This is a genomic window from Nonomuraea sp. NPDC050540, assembly GCF_044457485.1.
Classification (GTDB): Bacteria; Actinomycetota; Actinomycetes; order Streptosporangiales; family Streptosporangiaceae; genus Nonomuraea.
Genome location: NZ_JBITHA010000013.1, coordinates 297,897 through 313,125 on the forward strand (window position 1 = coordinate 297,897; position 15,229 = coordinate 313,125).

Annotated in this window: 14 protein-coding genes; 11 read left to right on the forward strand and 3 right to left on the reverse strand. The window is 70.8% G+C overall.

Annotation, left to right across the window (positions count from 1 at the left end; genetic code table 11):
* Positions 1–124: 124 nt before the first annotated feature.
* Both ACIBI5_RS37090 and ACIBI5_RS37095 read left to right on the forward strand, forming a co-directional pair.
* Entirely contained in the window at positions 125–1,060 is a 936-nt protein-coding gene (locus ACIBI5_RS37090; RefSeq protein ID WP_397253711.1) for a S8 family peptidase, read from the forward strand.
* Positions 1,061–1,240: 180 nt separating this feature from the next.
* Entirely contained in the window at positions 1,241–2,632 is a 1,392-nt protein-coding gene (locus ACIBI5_RS37095; RefSeq protein ID WP_397253713.1) for a hypothetical protein, read from the forward strand.
* Here ACIBI5_RS37095 and erm read toward each other — a convergent pair.
* Positions 2,621–3,436, reverse strand: coding sequence for an ErmE/ErmH/ErmO/ErmR family 23S rRNA (adenine(2058)-N(6))-methyltransferase (gene erm, locus ACIBI5_RS37100; RefSeq protein ID WP_397253715.1), 816 nt, complete (start codon positions 3,434–3,436; stop codon positions 2,621–2,623). The two genes, ACIBI5_RS37095 and erm, sit on opposite strands and share 12 nt — an antisense overlap.
* Positions 3,437–3,674: 238 nt before the next feature.
* Here erm and ACIBI5_RS37105 point away from each other — a divergent pair, with 238 nt between their 5' ends.
* From ACIBI5_RS37105 to ACIBI5_RS37145, 9 genes are all read left to right on the forward strand, one after another.
* Entirely contained in the window at positions 3,675–4,736 is a 1,062-nt protein-coding gene (locus tag ACIBI5_RS37105; protein ID WP_397253717.1) for an AAA family ATPase, read from the forward strand.
* A complete protein-coding gene (locus ACIBI5_RS37110) occupies positions 4,733–6,532 on the forward strand; it encodes a hypothetical protein (RefSeq protein ID WP_397253719.1) in 1,800 nt (599 codons plus the stop codon). Before ACIBI5_RS37105 ends, ACIBI5_RS37110 begins: the two co-directional genes overlap by 4 nt.
* A 43-nt stretch (positions 6,533–6,575) precedes the next feature.
* Positions 6,576–7,244 (forward strand): response regulator transcription factor, encoded by a 669-nt coding sequence (locus tag ACIBI5_RS37115; protein WP_397253721.1) that lies wholly within the window; start codon positions 6,576–6,578, stop codon positions 7,242–7,244.
* Positions 7,241–8,659 carry a sensor histidine kinase gene (locus ACIBI5_RS37120; protein ID WP_397253723.1) on the forward strand — a complete coding sequence of 473 codons (1,419 nt, stop codon included), beginning with the start codon at positions 7,241–7,243 and terminating at the stop codon, positions 8,657–8,659. The genes ACIBI5_RS37115 and ACIBI5_RS37120 overlap by 4 nt, the downstream gene beginning before the upstream one ends.
* Before the next feature lie 23 nt (positions 8,660–8,682).
* Positions 8,683–9,198 carry a hypothetical protein gene (locus ACIBI5_RS37125; protein WP_397253725.1) on the forward strand — a complete coding sequence of 172 codons (516 nt, stop codon included), beginning with the start codon at positions 8,683–8,685 and terminating at the stop codon, positions 9,196–9,198.
* Positions 9,195–10,229 (forward strand): peptidoglycan-binding protein, encoded by a 1,035-nt coding sequence (locus ACIBI5_RS37130; RefSeq protein WP_397253727.1) that lies wholly within the window; start codon positions 9,195–9,197, stop codon positions 10,227–10,229. Before ACIBI5_RS37125 ends, ACIBI5_RS37130 begins: the two co-directional genes overlap by 4 nt.
* On the forward strand, positions 10,226–10,879 hold the full coding sequence (locus tag ACIBI5_RS37135; RefSeq protein ID WP_397095407.1) for an ABC transporter ATP-binding protein: 654 nt from the start codon (positions 10,226–10,228) through the stop codon (positions 10,877–10,879). Before ACIBI5_RS37130 ends, ACIBI5_RS37135 begins: the two co-directional genes overlap by 4 nt.
* Positions 10,876–12,072, forward strand: coding sequence for an ABC transporter permease (locus ACIBI5_RS37140; RefSeq protein WP_397253729.1), 1,197 nt, complete (start codon positions 10,876–10,878; stop codon positions 12,070–12,072). The genes ACIBI5_RS37135 and ACIBI5_RS37140 overlap by 4 nt, the downstream gene beginning before the upstream one ends.
* A gap of 142 nt (positions 12,073–12,214) precedes the next feature.
* Positions 12,215–13,063 (forward strand): hypothetical protein, encoded by an 849-nt coding sequence (locus ACIBI5_RS37145; RefSeq protein ID WP_397253731.1) that lies wholly within the window; start codon positions 12,215–12,217, stop codon positions 13,061–13,063.
* A gap of 4 nt (positions 13,064–13,067) precedes the next feature.
* On the opposite strand, the gene ACIBI5_RS37150 is transcribed toward ACIBI5_RS37145, so the two are convergent.
* Both ACIBI5_RS37150 and ACIBI5_RS37155 read right to left on the reverse strand, forming a co-directional pair.
* A complete protein-coding gene (locus ACIBI5_RS37150; protein WP_397253733.1) occupies positions 13,068–13,787 on the reverse strand; it encodes a helix-turn-helix domain-containing protein in 720 nt (239 codons plus the stop codon).
* A 31-nt stretch (positions 13,788–13,818) separates the two neighbouring features.
* On the reverse strand, positions 13,819–14,850 hold the full coding sequence (locus tag ACIBI5_RS37155; RefSeq protein WP_397253735.1) for an AI-2E family transporter: 1,032 nt from the start codon (positions 14,848–14,850) through the stop codon (positions 13,819–13,821).
* Positions 14,851–15,229: the final 379 nt, after the last annotated feature.

Consider the following 15,229-nt stretch of genomic DNA (forward strand, 5'->3'; position numbering starts at 1 on the left):
GCTGAGGCTCCTCGGGAGAGGTTTCCGGGTTACCTCCCCCGAGGCGCCTCACCTCGCTCCTCCCGCCAACCCCTTTAGGTGCTCTGTGTAGTCTTGTCGGGACTTATCGTGAGCATCGGGGGACATGATGAGGCGAGTTCTGACGCTCGCCGCGATCCTGGCGATCGTGGCGGGCTGCGCTTCGCCCGAGCCCGATCCGCTCGAACCCCAGCAGTGGGGCCTCCCGGTGATCAAGCTGCCGCAGGCCTGGACGCAGGAACAGGGCGACGGCGTGGTGATCGCGATCGTGGACACCGGGGTCGACACCGACCACCCCGACCTCAAGGACAAGATCGTCGATGGTTACGACTTCGTCGACGGCGACCAGGACCCCAAGGACCGCAACGGCCACGGCACCCACGTGGCCGGCATCGCCGCCGCCGTCACCCGCAACGGCATCGGCATCTCCGGCGCGGCGCCCGGCGCCATGATCATGCCGGTACGTGTCCTCGGCACCGTCGGATCGGGCGACCGGGCCACGATCGTCAGGGGCATCGTCTGGGCCGCCGACAACGGCGCCAAGGTCATCAACCTCAGCCTGGGCGAGACCGGCCTGCTGTCGCGGCTGCTCAAGGGCGGCACGCTCAACCCGGCCATCCTGCACGCCTACAGCAGGGGCGCGGTCGTGGTGGCCGCGGCCGGGAACGAGGGCACCGTCAAGCAACCGTACAAGACGGCCACGCAGGTCCTGGTCGTCGGCGCCAGCGACCAGCAGGGCAAGCCCGCCGACTTCTCCAACTTCGGTGCGGAGGACGCCGTCGCCGCTCCCGGCGTGCGCATCCTGTCCACGCTGCCGACCTACCCGACCCCGGAGACCCGCGAGAACACCAGCGGGTACGGCCTGCTCGACGGCACCTCGATGGCGGCACCGTACGTGGCGGGGTTGGCGGCGCTTCTGATCGGGCAGGGGAAGACCCCCGACCAGACCATGCGAGCCATCCGGCAGACCGCGCGGAACCCGACCAAGGACCTGCGCCTCGGCCTGGGCGTCGTCGACGCGCGGGCGGCACTGGGCAGGTGAGCGAGCTAAGAGTTTCCTGTGAATTTCCCGGCCGGAACAGCGCTGTGGCCAGGCGTCACCGCAGGTAAAAGGAGTGCACAAATGGTGTTGGTAAGCATACTTATCGAGTGTCATGTCTGATCGCGCTTTCGACGACCCCGGTGGCAGCACCCTCCCGGGTACGGCAGGCTAGAGGCCGCCATGGAATACGCAGTCCTCACGGGGATAGTCCTCGTCGCCGGTGTCCTGCTCGCCCTACTCGCCCAATGGCGTAACTGGAGACCATCCCTCGTCGTCGCGATCCTCGTGGGCGTGGCCGTACGGACGCTTCTGCTGTTCACCGCGGCCGACGACGCCTGGCAGCCGGTCGACTTCATGGAGAGCTTCAAGCCCGCGGGCGTGGCCATCCTGAACGGCCAGGACCCGGTCCTGGCCAGCGAGGGCGGCTGGCACTTCCTGCCGACGATCCCGTACGTCTACGGCTTCCTGCTCTGGCTGGGCATCCCGTGGGAGTTCGCCGGGCGCCTGGTCACGATCGTGGCCGACATCGCGCTGATCCCGCTGGTGGCCAAGCTGTCCGGCGGCCCCAAGGCCAACCTGCGCGCGCTGCAGTACGCGCTCAACCCGCTGGCCCTGCTGGTCGCGGCCATCCACGGCCAGGTCGAGCCGGTCGCGCTGGCCTTCGGCGTGGCCGCTTTCGTGGTGGCCAGAGGGCCGGGCTCGCCGCACCGGACGGGCGTCACGACCGAGGTGAGGGTGCGCCTGCGTCGCGGCGTGGCCGCCTACGGCTGGCGCAACGCGCTGGCCAGGGTGATCCGGCCCGGCGGCCTGCTGCACCGCTCGCTCATGCCGACCGGGGACGACCGCCACGACCTGCGGCGCGGCATGTTCGCCGGAGCGCTCATGGGCCTGGCGCTGTGCTCGAAGAGCTGGCCGATCTGGCTGATCCCGGGCATGCTGCTGCTCCTGCCCAACCTGCGGGCCAGGATCGTCTCGCTGTTCTTCACCGGCCTGCTGCCGGTGCTCTTCCTGCTCTCGCTGCCGCTCGTGGTGAACACCTCGCTCGGCCAGATCCGGGAAGCGATGTCCGTCATGGGGGACATCCGGCCGATCGTCGGCGACTGGGGCTGGGCCGCGCAGTTCAGCGGCGGCAACTGGGAGCTGCGTCCCGACCTCGTCGTCCCCGGCACCTACCTGATCTACGCCACCATGGTCGCCTGCGTGCTGCTGTGGCGCCGGGCCGACCCGATCGACATGACCATCGCGATGCTGATCGCCTTCATGGTGGTCACGCCCCGGCTCGGCGCGCAGTACCTCATGTGGTTCATGCCGTTCCTGGTCGCCAGGCCCACCCGCTTCGCCTGGCCGGCGATCATCGGCTGCTCGGCCTGGGCGGCCTACGGCTACCTCTACATGACGCAGTTCGACGAGAACACCTGGTGGGCACTGCACTCGGAGTGGGCGCTGGCCTCCATCGTGCTGCTGCCGATCCTGGTCATGGCGATGCCCTGGAACCGCCGCAATCCGACGGCCCCAGAGCTCGCCACCCCCGTGTCCGCACCCGCCGAGCGGCGGATGAAGTCAGCGGTGTAGCTCCCGGTAGACGGTGATCCACTGGTCGGGGTGGACGTAGCCCACCACCGCGTCGCGCTCGACGCCCGCCTGCCGCAGGGCGGCGTCGACGCCCTCGTAGCGGGTCTTCAGCGAGGCGCGCAGCGAGCCGCCCACTCCGGTGAACCCGAGCTCGACCAGCTTCCGCCAGGCCGCGGCATCCTCCACCAGCGGCTCGGGACGCCGCTCGATGCGCAGGATGCCGGAGTCGACCGCGGGCACCGGCCGGAAGCTCTCCCGGCCGACCCGGCCGAGCAACTCCCAGTGGAACCACGGCCAGCTCTCCACCGTGACCAGGCTCCACCGGCCGTAGTCGCCCGAGCGCTTGCGGGCGTACTCCAGCTGGGTGAGCAGGGTCGCCGAGGTCATCGTGCGCGCCCGCAGGCACCAGTCGACGATCTTCGACGTGATCGAGTACGGGATGTTGCCGACCACCGCGAACGGCTCCTTCGGCGGCCTGGCCTTGGTGAAGTCGCTCTTGACGATCGTCAGCCCGGTCCTGGCCCTGAGCTTGGCGGCCAGCAGCGGGTCGATCTCGTAGCCGACGACCTCCACGCCCTCCTGGCCCGCCAGGGCGCTGGTCAGCGCGCCCTCACCGGCGCCGGGTTCGAGTATCAGCCCGTGTGGCCGTGCGGCCTTCACGATCAGGTCGATGGCATGCTGATCGACCAGGAAGTTCTGTGAGAGCTCACGCCGCGCCCTGTCTCTGGGCGTGCGACCGCCGCCGGAGTTCCTGGCCTTCTTCTGAGTGTGGGAAAAGTTACCGTGTGCGAAGTTCTGCGCCACAGCTGCAGCCCTTTCGGGTCCTTGAGATGAAGGGGATCTCGAAGGGCCCTGGGCGCGCTTTTACGGACGCGCTGAGAAGTCGAGCAGTCCGCTAGCGAGCCAGAGCCCGGCCGCTGCGGATGCGGATGCTGTAGAAGCAGGTGCAACACATGCCGACGACCCTACGAGGGCCGTGCCGATGGCCGCAACGCATTAAAGTGGATGCGAAACCGCTGTCCCCTTCGTCACCCTTGTGGGCATGCAGGCAAACGTCACGGTCACCCCGGCGCAGCTCCCCGAGCTGCTGCTGCACGTCGCCGTGGTGCGCCCCGTCTTCCTCTGGGGCGCCCCGGGAATCGGCAAGAGCTCGCTCGTCCGCGAGTTCGCCGCCTCCCTGGGTCTGGAGTGCGTGACGTTGCTCGGCACCCAGCTCGCCCCCGAGGACCTCATCGGCGTCCCCGAACTCGTCGGCGGCCGCAGCCGCTTCGCCCCGCCGGAGTCGATCGCCAGGGACGAGCCCTACTGCCTGTTCCTCGACGAGCTCAACGCCTCCTCGCCCGAGGTGCAGAAGGCCTTCTACTCGCTGATCCTCGACCGCAGGATCGGTACCTACGAGCTGCCCGCCGGCTCGGTCGTGATCGGCGCCGGCAACCGCGCCACCGACAACGCCCTGGCCAGGCCCATGGCCTCGGCGCTCATCAACCGGCTGGTCCACGTACACCTGCGCGCCAGCGCCGACGACTGGCTCAAGTGGGCGGCCGACAGCGGCATCCACCCCTGGATCGTCGACTACCTCGTCCAGCGCCCCGACCACCTGTGGAGCGCGCCGCCGAAGACCGAGGAGGCCTTCTCCTCGCCGCGCGCCTGGCACATGCTCTCCGACGTCATCACCTCCTACGGCGACGACATCGAGGACGAGATCCTCGCCACGCTCGCCTTCGGCACCCTCACCGCCACCCACGCCTCGGCCTTCCGCGCCTACATCAAGACCGTCCGCCACGCCTACGACCTCGACGCCGTCCTCAAGGGCGAGGCGCCCTGGCCGCGCCGGCCGGAGGAGCGCGACCTGCTCTACTTCCTGTCGGAGACCTTCCGCGCCCGCCTGATCAAGGAACTGCCCGCCGACAAGCGCGGCGCCTCCAGCCGGGGCCGCGACCTGGCCTTCCGGGCCAAGACGCTGCTGGTCGAGCTGGCCGAGATCTCGCTGGAGTGCGCGCAGCTGGTCATCGCCAACGAGGCCGACGGCGCGCCCGCCCTGCCGACGTGGTTCCTCGTCGAGGTCGGCCGCGATCTGCCCCGGCTCTCCGCGGCACGCTCATGAGGAAGAAGCAGAAGCTCGACCCCTGGCGGCTGAAGGTGCACCAGGGCTGGAGCATGGTCACCGGGCACCCGCTGTTCGAGGTCTACCGCGCCACCCTCAACCCGGCCGACGACGGCGACCTGTCCAAGGAGACCTGGGCGACCGTCTCCTGCGACGGCGACGTCCACCACCACCCGCACCGTAAGGCTGAGCCGGAGGAATGGGCGTGGATCTTCGCCCACCTCCTGCTCCACCTGGGCTTCGGCCACGCCGACCCGCGCAACTGCGCGCCCGGCGACATCGGCGCCGAGGTCGTGGCCTCCTGGCAGCGGTCCAACCTGCCCGACGTCGCCTACCAGGCCGCCTGCTGCGTGCACGTCGAACGCTTCCTGCGCACGCTGAAGCTGGGCCGCTGCCCCACGCCGCTGCCCGCCGAACTCCCGTCCGAGCCCGAGGTCACGCTCTCCGAGCGCTGGCGCAGGATCGGGCTGCCCCCGGAGTACGAGCCGCTCGGCCAGGCCGACTTCCTCATCGGTGACGAGGACCTCGCCAAGCACCTCGACCACGAACGCTCCTTCGCCATCGGCGTGGCCAGGACCGCCACCTCGGCCCTGGAGAAGGCCGGGACCCCGCGCACGACCGGCGACCGGCGCCCGGACGGCCCGTGGGACGTCGCGCTGCGCTGGTTCGTCTCCTCCTACCCGCTGCTCGGCGCGCTGGCCGCGGGGATGACCGTCGTCGCCGACGCCGACCTGGCCCGCGGCTGGGACATCTCGGTGGCCGCGGTCAGCGCCGAGGCCGCGGAGATCTACGTCAACCCGCTGGCCGGCCTGGCCATCGAGGAGTGGCGGTTCGTGCTGGCCCACGAGATGCTCCACGCCGCGCTGCGGCACGGGGAGCGGACGGGCGGGCGGGAGCCGTACGTCTGGAACATCGCCTGCGACTACGTGATCAACGGCTGGCTCGTCGAGATGGGCGTGGGGGAGATGCCTGAGGGACTCCTGCACGACCCGTCGCTCGCCGGCCAGTCGGCCGAGGCGGTCTACGACCAGATCGTCACCGACCTGCGGCGGCTGCGCAAGCTGGCGACGCTGCGCGGGCGCGGGCTCGGCGACGTGCTCGACCGGCCGCCGCGCGGCGTCAAGGGCTACGTGGATCTCGACGAGTACTACCGCAACGCGCTGACCCAGGGCCTGGTCTACCACCAGACCAGCGGGCGCGGCTTCGTCCCCGCCGGCCTGGAGCAGGAGATCCGCGCGCTCGACCAGCCGCCGCTGCCGTGGGACGCGCGGCTGGCGCGCTGGTTCGACGAGCACGTGCCGGCGGTGGACAAGCGCCGCTCGTACGCGCGCGCCTCCCGCCGCCAGTCCGCGACGCCCCACATCCCCCGCCCCGGCTGGGTACGCCCCGAGGAACTGGTCCGGCAGGCGACGTTCGGCGTCGTCCTGGACACCTCCGGCTCGATGGACGTGAAGATGCTCGGGAAGGCCCTGGGCGCGATCGCCTCCTACGCCATCGCCAGGGACGTGCCCCGCGCCCGCGTGGTCTACTGCGACGCCGCCGCCTACGACGCGGGCTACCTGCCCGTGGAGGACATCGCCCAGCGGGTACGCGTACGCGGCCGGGGCGGCACGATCCTGCAACCCGGCGTGAACCTCCTGGAACGGGCGCCCGACTTCCCGCAGGACGGGCCGATCCTGCTCATCACCGACGGCCAGTGCGACGTGCTGCGGATCCGGCGCGAGCACGCGTTCCTGATCCCGCAGGGCGGGCACCTGCCCTTCCGCGCGCGGGGCCCGGTCTTCACCATGAAGTGATGCTTTGATGCTGCTTTGAGGTTGTCCAGGTAATCCTGAGCGCATGGACAGACCGGCCAAGGTGCTCGTGGTGGACGACGAGCCGAACATCCGCGCCTTGCTCTCGCAGACACTCCGGCTGGTCTCCTTCGAGGTCAGGACCGCCGAGAGCGGCACGGAGGCGATCAGCGCCGCCCGCGACTTCGAGCCGGACATCGTCGTGCTCGACGTCATGCTGGGTGACTTCGACGGCTTCGAGGTCGCGCGGCGGCTCGGCGAGCGCATCCCGGTGCTGTTCCTGACCGCCCGCGACACCGTCGAGGACCGGGTGCAGGGCCTCACACTGGGGGCCGACGACTACGTGGCCAAGCCGTTCAGCCTGGAGGAGGTCGTGCTGCGCATCCGCGCCATCCTGCGGCGCAGCCGAGGCGGCGGCCCGCCCGCCGAACTGCTGAGCTACGCCGACCTGGAGCTGGACAACGCCGCCCACGAGGTACGCCGCGCCGGAGCCCGCGTCGAGCTGTCGCCCACCGAGTTCAACCTGCTGGAGTACCTGCTGGCCAACGCCGGACGGGTGGTCAGCAAGGCCCAGATCCTCGACAGCGTCTGGCGCTACGACTTCGACGGCGACTCCAGCATCGTCGAGTCCTACGTCTACTACCTGCGCAAGAAGATCCCCGGCCTGATCCAGACCGTCCGCGGCGTCGGCTACACGCTCAGGAGCCCGCGATGAAGCGCTGGACGCTGCGCACCCGGCTGGTCGTCTCGATCCTGGCGCTGACCACGCTCGCCCTCGTGCTCGCCAACGTCGTCGGCATCGCGCTGCTGCAGGGCATGCTCGTCCGCCGCGTGGACGAGCAGCTCGTCGCGGCCTCCACGACCATCGGGACCCGCATCCTGCAGCCGCCGCCGATCAGGCCGCCGGCGCGCTACACGGCCGTGGACGTGAGCCTGGAACGGCTGCTCACCAAACGCGTGGCCCAGGTCTCCCGCATCATGATCTACACCAGGTCCGGCACGCTGAAGACCACCCTGCCCGCCACGAAGGACCCGGGCCCGGAGATCGACCGCCTCCGCTACGACGGCCCCTACACCGTGCCCGGCAGCGAGGGCGCCGGCTGGCGGGTGGTGGCCACCGCCGTCCCCATGGGCGACACGGTCGTCATCGGCACCTCCCTGGCCGACGTGGAGCAGACCCGCACCTCGCTCATCGCCATCGCCGTAGCCGTCAGCGCCGCCGTGCTGGTCCTGCTCGGCATGGCCGCGGATGTCCTGGTACGCCTCGGCCTGCGCCCCCTGACCCGCATGGAGAACACCGCGGCCCACATCTCCGGCGGCGACTTCGCCCGCCGCGTCCCCGACCCCGACCCGCACACCGAGCCGGGCCGCCTCGGCCTGGCCATGAACGTCATGCTCGACCGCGTCACCCACGAGATGGCCGCCAGAACCGCCTCCGAAGCCCGCATGCGCCGCTTCCTCGCCGACGCCTCCCACGAGCTGCGCACCCCCCTCACCTCGGTACGCGGCTTCGCCGAGCTGCACCGGCGCGGCGGCGGCGACGCCGACGAGACCATGCGCCGCATCGAGGACGAGGCCACCAGGATGGGCGTGCTCGTCAACGACCTGCTCACGCTGGCCCAGCTCGACGAGGAACGCGCGCTCGAACGCGGCCGGGTCGACCTGCTGGAGGTCGCCGCCGACACCATCAGGGACGCCCGCGCCAGAGTGCCCGGCCGGCAGGTCAGGCTGGCCGGGCTCGGCGACACGCTCGCCCCGGTCTCGCTGGCCGGAGACGAGGCCCGGCTGCGGCAGGTGGCCGCCAACCTCGTCGGCAACGCGCTGGCCCACACCCCGGCCGACGCCTCGGTGACGGTCCGCGTCGGGCGCGCCGACGGCATGGCCGTTCTGGAGGTGGCCGACACCGGGCCGGGGATCGATGAGCGGCACGTGCCGTACCTCTTCGACCGGCTCTACCGGGTCGGGCAGGGACGCTCGCGCGCGGACGGCGGCGCGGGACTGGGGCTGGCGATCGTCGCGGCCATCGTCCACGCGCACGGCGGCAGGGTGACGCTCGACACCGGTCCCGGCGAGGGCGCCAGGTTCCGCGTATTCCTACCTGCCTCCGAGGCGGCTCCCAGCCCGCTCTGATCCGGGACGGCCACAGTCGGGCCATGACGCGAATTCTCATCGCCATCGGCGCTCTGACCGCGATAGCGGGCTGCGGCTCGCAACCGACCTCGGCGGGAGTGGCTTCGGTCGCCTCCGCGAAGCCCAGCACGTCCGCGAGCGCCTCGGCCACCACGACCGCCGACCCGCAGGAACAGGCCAGGAAGTTCGCCCAGTGCATGCGGGACAACGGCGTCGACATGCCCGACCCCGACCCCAATGGCAAGATGGGCCTGAAGATCGACATCAAGGATGTCAACAAGGAGTCCTTCAAGAAGGCCTCCGAGGCGTGCAAGCAGTACCGGCCCTTCCGCGACCGCGCCGACCTCAGCCTAGAGGACCTGGAGCGGCTGCGCGGCTATGCCGCCTGCATGCGCGAGAACGGCGTCGACATGCCCGACCCCGACCCCAACGGCGGCTTCGGCGGCAAGCGCCCCGCGCTCAACGCCGACGACCCCACGTTCAAGAAGGCGGTCGAGGCCTGCCGCGCCAAGTTCCCGCAGCTCGGGGTCCGCAAGTGAGGGCCCTGCGCGCCGCCGCCTGGACGGGCGGCGCGGCCCTGCTGGCCGCCGCCGTGGCCGCCGCCGCGATCGGTTTCGGCGGCGAAGGATCCGGTACGGCCATAGCCGCCCGCACCGCCCCCGCCACCGCCAAGGTCACCCGCACGACGCTGACCGAGACCAAGACGGTCGACGGCTCGCTCGGCTACGGCTCCACCGCCGACGTCAGCGCACGCGGCCAGGGCACCATCACCTGGCTGCCCAAGGAAGGCGACACCATCACCCGCGGCAAGGCCGTCTACAGCGTGGACGCCGACCGGGTCCCGCTCCTGTACGGCTCGATGCCGCTCTACCGCACGCTCCAGGACGGCGTCGAGGGCATGGACGTCGAACTGCTGGAACGCAACCTCGCCAAACTCGGCTACGACGGCTTCGACGTGGACGGCGAGTACACCTGGGCCACCCGCGAGGCCGTCGAGGACTGGCAGGACGACATCGGCGTCCCCGTCACCGGCACGGTCAAGCCCGAGGACGTCGTCGTGGCCGACGGCCCGCTGCGCGTCGACAAGCTCAAGACCGCGCCCGGCGCCGCGGCCGGCGGCCCCGTCCTGACCTCCACGGGCACCACCCGCGAGGTGCTGGTCGCCCTCGACGTGGCCGACCGCCACCTGGTCAAGAAGGGCATGAAGGCCACCGTCGAGCTGCCCGACGGCACCGAGGTGCGCGGCAAGATCTCCAGCATCGGCAAGACCGCCACCACGACCGGCGAGGGCCAGGAGACCACCACGTCCGTCGAGGTCACGGTCGCGGTGAGCGGGGTCAAGGGGTTCGACACCGGGCCGGTGAAGGTCACCGTCGTGTCCGGCCAGCGCGACGACGTGCTGGCCGTACCGGTGGGGGCGCTGTTCGCCCTCGCCGAGGGCGGCTACGGCGTGCAGGTCGTCGAGGGCGCCTCGACCCGCTACGCGGCGGTGGAAGCCGGCCTGTTCGCCGACGGCAAGGTCGAGGTCACCGGCGTGGACGAGGGAACCACCGTGGCGGTGCCCAAGTGATCGCCGAGCTGCACGAGGTCAGCAAGGACTACGGCGAGGTCCAGGCGCTGCGCGGCGTCACCCTGAGCATCGGAGCGGGCGAACTGCTCGGCATCGTCGGCCCGTCCGGCTCCGGCAAGTCGACCATGCTCAACATGATCGGCACCCTCGACCGGCCCTCCGGCGGCACCGTGCGCATCGCCGGGCACGACGTCTCGCAGCTCAACGACCGGGCGCTGTCCGCGCTGCGCGCCCAGACGATCGGCTTCGTCTTCCAGCAGTTCCACCTGGCCGCGGGGGTGCCCGCCCTCGACAACGTCGCCGACGGGCTGCTCTACTCCGGCCCCGCCCTGCGCGAGCGGCGGCGGCGCGCCGGGGACGCGCTGGAGCGGGTCGGGCTCGGGCACCGGCTCGGCCACCGTCCCCACCAGCTGTCCGGCGGGGAGAAGCAGCGGGTGGCGATCGCCCGCGCGGTCGTCGGCGGCCCGTCGCTGCTGCTGGCCGACGAGCCCACCGGCAACCTCGACTCCCGCTCCGGAGCCGGCGTCATGGACCTGCTGCGCGAGCTCAACGACGCCGGGACCACCGTCGTGATCATCACCCACGACCGCGACATCGCCGCCTCCCTGCCCCGGCAGGTCGAGATGCTCGACGGCAAGGTGATCGCATGACCGCCCTCGTCCCGGCCAGGATGCACGCCCGCGACGTCGTGCGGGTCGGCGGCGCGGGGTTGCGCGCCCGGCCGCTGCGCGTCTTCCTGTCGGCGCTCGGGATCGCCATCGGCATCGCCGCCATGCTCGGCGTCGTCGGCATCTCCGCCTCCAGCCAGGAGGACCTCAACCGGCAACTGGCCGCGCTCGGGACCAACCTGCTCAAGGTCTCGCCCGGCCAGACCATGTTCGGCGACAGCTCCCACCTGCCCACCGAGGCCGAAGGCATGATCGGGCAGATCCCTCCGGTCACCTCCGTCACCGCCACCGGCACCACGACCGCCCACGTCTACCGCAACGAGCGCATCCCCGAGGGACAGACCGGCAGCGTCTCGGTCACCGCCGCCAGGCTCGACCTCATCGGCGACGTCGGCGCCCAGGTGGTCAGCGGCTCGTGGCTGAACGAGGCCACCCAGCGCTACCCGGCCGCCGTGCTCGGCGCCAAGGCCGCCGACCGGCTCGGCGTCGTCGAAGCCGGGCCCGACCAGCGCGTATGGCTCGGCGGGCAGTGGTTCACCGTGGTCGGCGTGCTCGGCCCCGCGCCGCTCGCCCCCGAGGTGGACACCGCCGCCCTCGTCGGCTGGCCCGTCGCCGAGGAACGTCTCGGCTTCGACGGCTACTCCACGACCGTCTACGCCCGTTCGCACGAACAGTCGGTCACCGCCGTACGCGACGTGCTCGCCGCCACCGCCAACCCCGCCCACCCCGACGAGGTCGAGGTCTCCAGGCCCTCGGACGTGCTGGCCGCCAAGCAGGCCACCGACGCCACCCTGAACGCGCTGCTGCTCGGGCTCGGCGGCGTCGCCCTCCTCGTGGGCGGCGTCGGCGTGGCCAACACCATGGTCATCTCGGTGCTCGAACGCCGGGCCGAGATCGGGCTGCGCCGCTCGCTCGGCGCCACCCGGGGGAAGATCAGGCTGCAGTTCCTCGCCGAGTCGCTGCTTCTGTCGGCCATCGGCGGCGTGGGCGGCGTGGTGCTCGGCATCGGCGTGACCTCGCTGTACGCGACCCTGCAGGGCTGGCCGTCGATCGTGCCCGTCTGGGCGATGGCCGGCGGGGTCGTGGCCACGCTGGTCATCGGCGGGCTGGCCGGGTTCTACCCCGCCGTGCGGGCCGCGCGCATGTCGCCGACGGAGGCGCTAGCCACGACCTGACGACTCCCACTCGACCGCGCCCTTCCTGACCACGGGACGCCAGCCGCGCAGGGCCCGGCCCGTCTCCAGCGCGCACCTTAGGGCAGACCGTTGTCCGATTCCTTCAAGAATCCACGGTGACGGCCCCGATAACGTGAGCGGCATGGACATCGTGCGCAGCGCCGCGACATACATACAGCTCAACGCCCGGCTCCTCGACCGCTACCGGTTCGAGGCCTTGTTCGGCGACGGCGACCGGAGACGGGTCCTGGACGTCCTGCGCGCCTACCAGAACCACGACGGCGGCTTCGGCAACGCCCTCGAACCCGACCTGCGCGGCCCCGGCAGCCAGCCGGAGCCCGTCGAGGTCGCCTTCCACATCCTCGACGAGCTCGACGCCTTCGACGACTCCATGGTCAACGGCGCCTGCGCGTACCTGGGCGGCGTGTGCACCCCGGACGGCGGCCTGCCGTTCGTGCTGCCCAGCGTGCGTGACACGCCCAGGGCTCCCTGGTGGCAGACCGACGACGACCCGCCCGGGAACCTCGTGCCCACCGCGTCCATCGCCGGGCTCCTGCACAAGCACGGTGTGCGGCACCCGTGGCTGGTGCGGGCCACCGACTTCTGCTGGTCGGCCATCGCCGCCATCAAGGACCAGACCACCCCGTACGAGGCGCGGGCCGTGGTGCTCTTCCTCGAACTGGCGTCCGACCGGGAACGGGCCGAGGCTGAGTTCGGGCGGCTGAAGGACGTCATCCTGGCCACCGTCGCGCTCGACCCCGACGCGCCGGGTGACGCGCACTTCCCGCTGGACTTCGCGCCCGAGCCGATGCGGCTGCCGCTGTTCGCCCCCGACGTGATCGAACGCCACCTGGACGCGCTGATCGGGCAGCAGAAGGACGGCGGGTGGGGGTTCAACTGGCCGGCGTGGACGCCTGCCGTACAGACCGAGTGGGGTGGTCACATCACGGTCGAGCGGCTCAAGACGCTGCGCGCCTACGGCCGGATCTGACGCTTCAGGCGAGCAATGTCCCCATCGTGACGCCGCTCAGCCTTTTGACGTCGTTGGCCAGATGCGCCTGGTCGGCGTAGCCGCTCGCGAACGCCACCTCGGCCAGCGGCCGGCCCGCGCGGGCCATCCGGAGCGCGCGCTGGAAACGGACGATGCGCTGCAGGACCTTGGGGGAGTAGCCGAAGCTGGCCAGGCTTCTGCGGTGCAGCTGGCGCTCGCTGTACCCCAGCTCCCAGGCGACCTCGCGGACCGACCGTCCCGCCCGCAGAGCGGTCGCGATCGCCGGCGCCGCCGCGTCGGGCGCGGGCGTCTCGCCCCACCGTTCCGTCACGGCCCTGACCATCTCCCGCCGCACCGCCGCCCTCACTTCGGGCGACTCTCCGGTACGCCCGCTCGGACCGAGCCGCGCCGCCAGATCGTTCATGGGCCCGCCGAGCGCGGTGACGGGGACCCGCTGGTCGCGTAGCTCCTCCAGGGGGACGCCGAACAGCGCGCCGGTGGCCCCGGGATGAAAGCGGACACCCACGTAGACGTCGCCCGCGCGCATCGGCGTCGGCATCGGGCCGGTGTCAGGGCCGGCCACGTGCAGGCCGCCGGGACCCCAGATCAGGTCGACGGCGGCGTCGGGCACGACGAGCTGGGAGCCGTCCGACTCCGCGACCTGTTCCCACAGCCAGGAGATCCGGCCGGACAGCCCGGCGTGCGGCGCTCGTTCGATGTACATGGCGTCAGGGAGAACACCTCCGTCGTCCGGGTTATGCCTTGCCCGAGATGAGGGCTCCCGCCCATTTCGCGCTCGGGTCGCTGTCGATCAGGAGCGCCTTCGTCAGCAGGCTGAGGGGGATGGCCAGCAACGCGCCGAGCGGGCCCAGCACGAACGTCCAGACGATCAGCGACAGCAACGTCATCGTGGTGGACAGTCCCACCGCGTCGCCCAGGTACTTGGGCAGCACCAGCCCCTGGAAGACGACGTTGATCGCGCAGTAGGCGGCGATGACCAGGATCATCTGCCTGGGGCCGCCGTCCAGGAGGGCGAGCATGCTCGGCGGGATGAGCCCGAGGACGAAGCCGATGTTCGGGATGTAGGTGGTGATGAGCGCGAGCACGCCCCACAGCAGCGGCAGCGGGACACCCAGCAGATACAGGGCGATGACATCGCAGGTGGCGCAGATGATCCCGAAGACGGTGGAGACGATGAGGTAGCGCCGGGTTTTGCCGGCGAAGGTGTCGAGGGCGGTGATGATCCCAGGGCGCTCGCCGCGTACCGAAGCCAGGATCTTCGCCGTGATCGGCGCGTCCAGCGACATCGCCAGCAGAAGCACCACGATCAGGAACAGACCCGACAGCACCCCGACCAGGCTGGACAGCAAGGCCTGGGCCGCACCGAGCAGCTTGCCCGGATCGAACGACTGCAGCGCCTTGCTGAGCTGCTCGTTCCCGAACCCGTACTCGGCGGCGAAGCGCTGCGCCTGGTTGAGCAGCCCCTGGAACTGGCCGGAGTAGGAGGGCAACAGCCCGGCCAGCTGCGCGACCGAGACGGTCAGCACCGCGACCATGGCCAGCACCACGAACACCACGATGAGGAACGGCACCGCCACCTGGACCCAGACGGGCGCCCGCCTGCCGGCCAGCCATCCCCGCACAGGAGACACGGCGATGACAAGGACCAGGGCGAGCACCATGGGGCCCACGATCGAGGCGACCTCCCGCAGCCCGAAGAGCACGATCAGTGCGCAGGCGGTGCCAAGCAGCACGATGATCGCGCGGGGTGTCGACCGCTCGCTCACGTATGGGGTACTACCCCCATGATTCCGACCACACCGGTACATCTCGTTGATTTGACGGTTCCGGGAGACGTACATAGAGTTCACCAGTCCCACGGGAACGGCCAAGATCGCCGAACCCGGACGGACGCCCCCGATTCGACAAGCTCCGGAAGTCGGAGTAAGTTAGAGGGGTTGCCCCGGAGACGGGGTGGTCGAAATTCCCGCAGGTCAGCCCGCGAGTGTCAATTTGACACCAAGCGGACCGGCTGAAAGAATTAAGACACAACGAAATGAGCCGCTGGAAAACGCGTCCGTTTCTTGAGAACTCAACAGTGTGTTAAAAGCCAGTGCATGAAGTATTTCATGCAACACCTCGTCTGGAATATGATGAGTTTTTGCT

What these genes read in the sequence shown, in the direction of transcription:
- ACIBI5_RS37145 (WP_397253731.1), top strand. Translation starts at nt 12,215, where the DNA reads ATGGACATCGTGCGCAGCGCCGCGACATACATACAGCTCAACGCCCGG.
- ACIBI5_RS37115 (WP_397253721.1), top strand. Translation starts at nt 6,576, where the DNA reads ATGGACAGACCGGCCAAGGTGCTCGTGGTGGACGACGAGCCGAACATC.
- ACIBI5_RS37110 (WP_397253719.1), top strand. Translation starts at nt 4,733, where the DNA reads ATGAGGAAGAAGCAGAAGCTCGACCCCTGGCGGCTGAAGGTGCACCAG.
- ACIBI5_RS37150 (WP_397253733.1), bottom strand. Translation starts at nt 13,787, where the DNA reads ATGTACATCGAACGAGCGCCGCACGCCGGGCTGTCCGGCCGGATCTCC.
- ACIBI5_RS37090 (WP_397253711.1), top strand. Translation starts at nt 125, where the DNA reads ATGATGAGGCGAGTTCTGACGCTCGCCGCGATCCTGGCGATCGTGGCG.
- ACIBI5_RS37125 (WP_397253725.1), top strand. Translation starts at nt 8,683, where the DNA reads ATGACGCGAATTCTCATCGCCATCGGCGCTCTGACCGCGATAGCGGGC.
- ACIBI5_RS37095 (WP_397253713.1), top strand. Translation starts at nt 1,241, where the DNA reads ATGGAATACGCAGTCCTCACGGGGATAGTCCTCGTCGCCGGTGTCCTG.
- ACIBI5_RS37120 (WP_397253723.1), top strand. Translation starts at nt 7,241, where the DNA reads ATGAAGCGCTGGACGCTGCGCACCCGGCTGGTCGTCTCGATCCTGGCG.
- ACIBI5_RS37105 (WP_397253717.1), top strand. Translation starts at nt 3,675, where the DNA reads ATGCAGGCAAACGTCACGGTCACCCCGGCGCAGCTCCCCGAGCTGCTG.
- ACIBI5_RS37140 (WP_397253729.1), top strand. Translation starts at nt 10,876, where the DNA reads ATGACCGCCCTCGTCCCGGCCAGGATGCACGCCCGCGACGTCGTGCGG.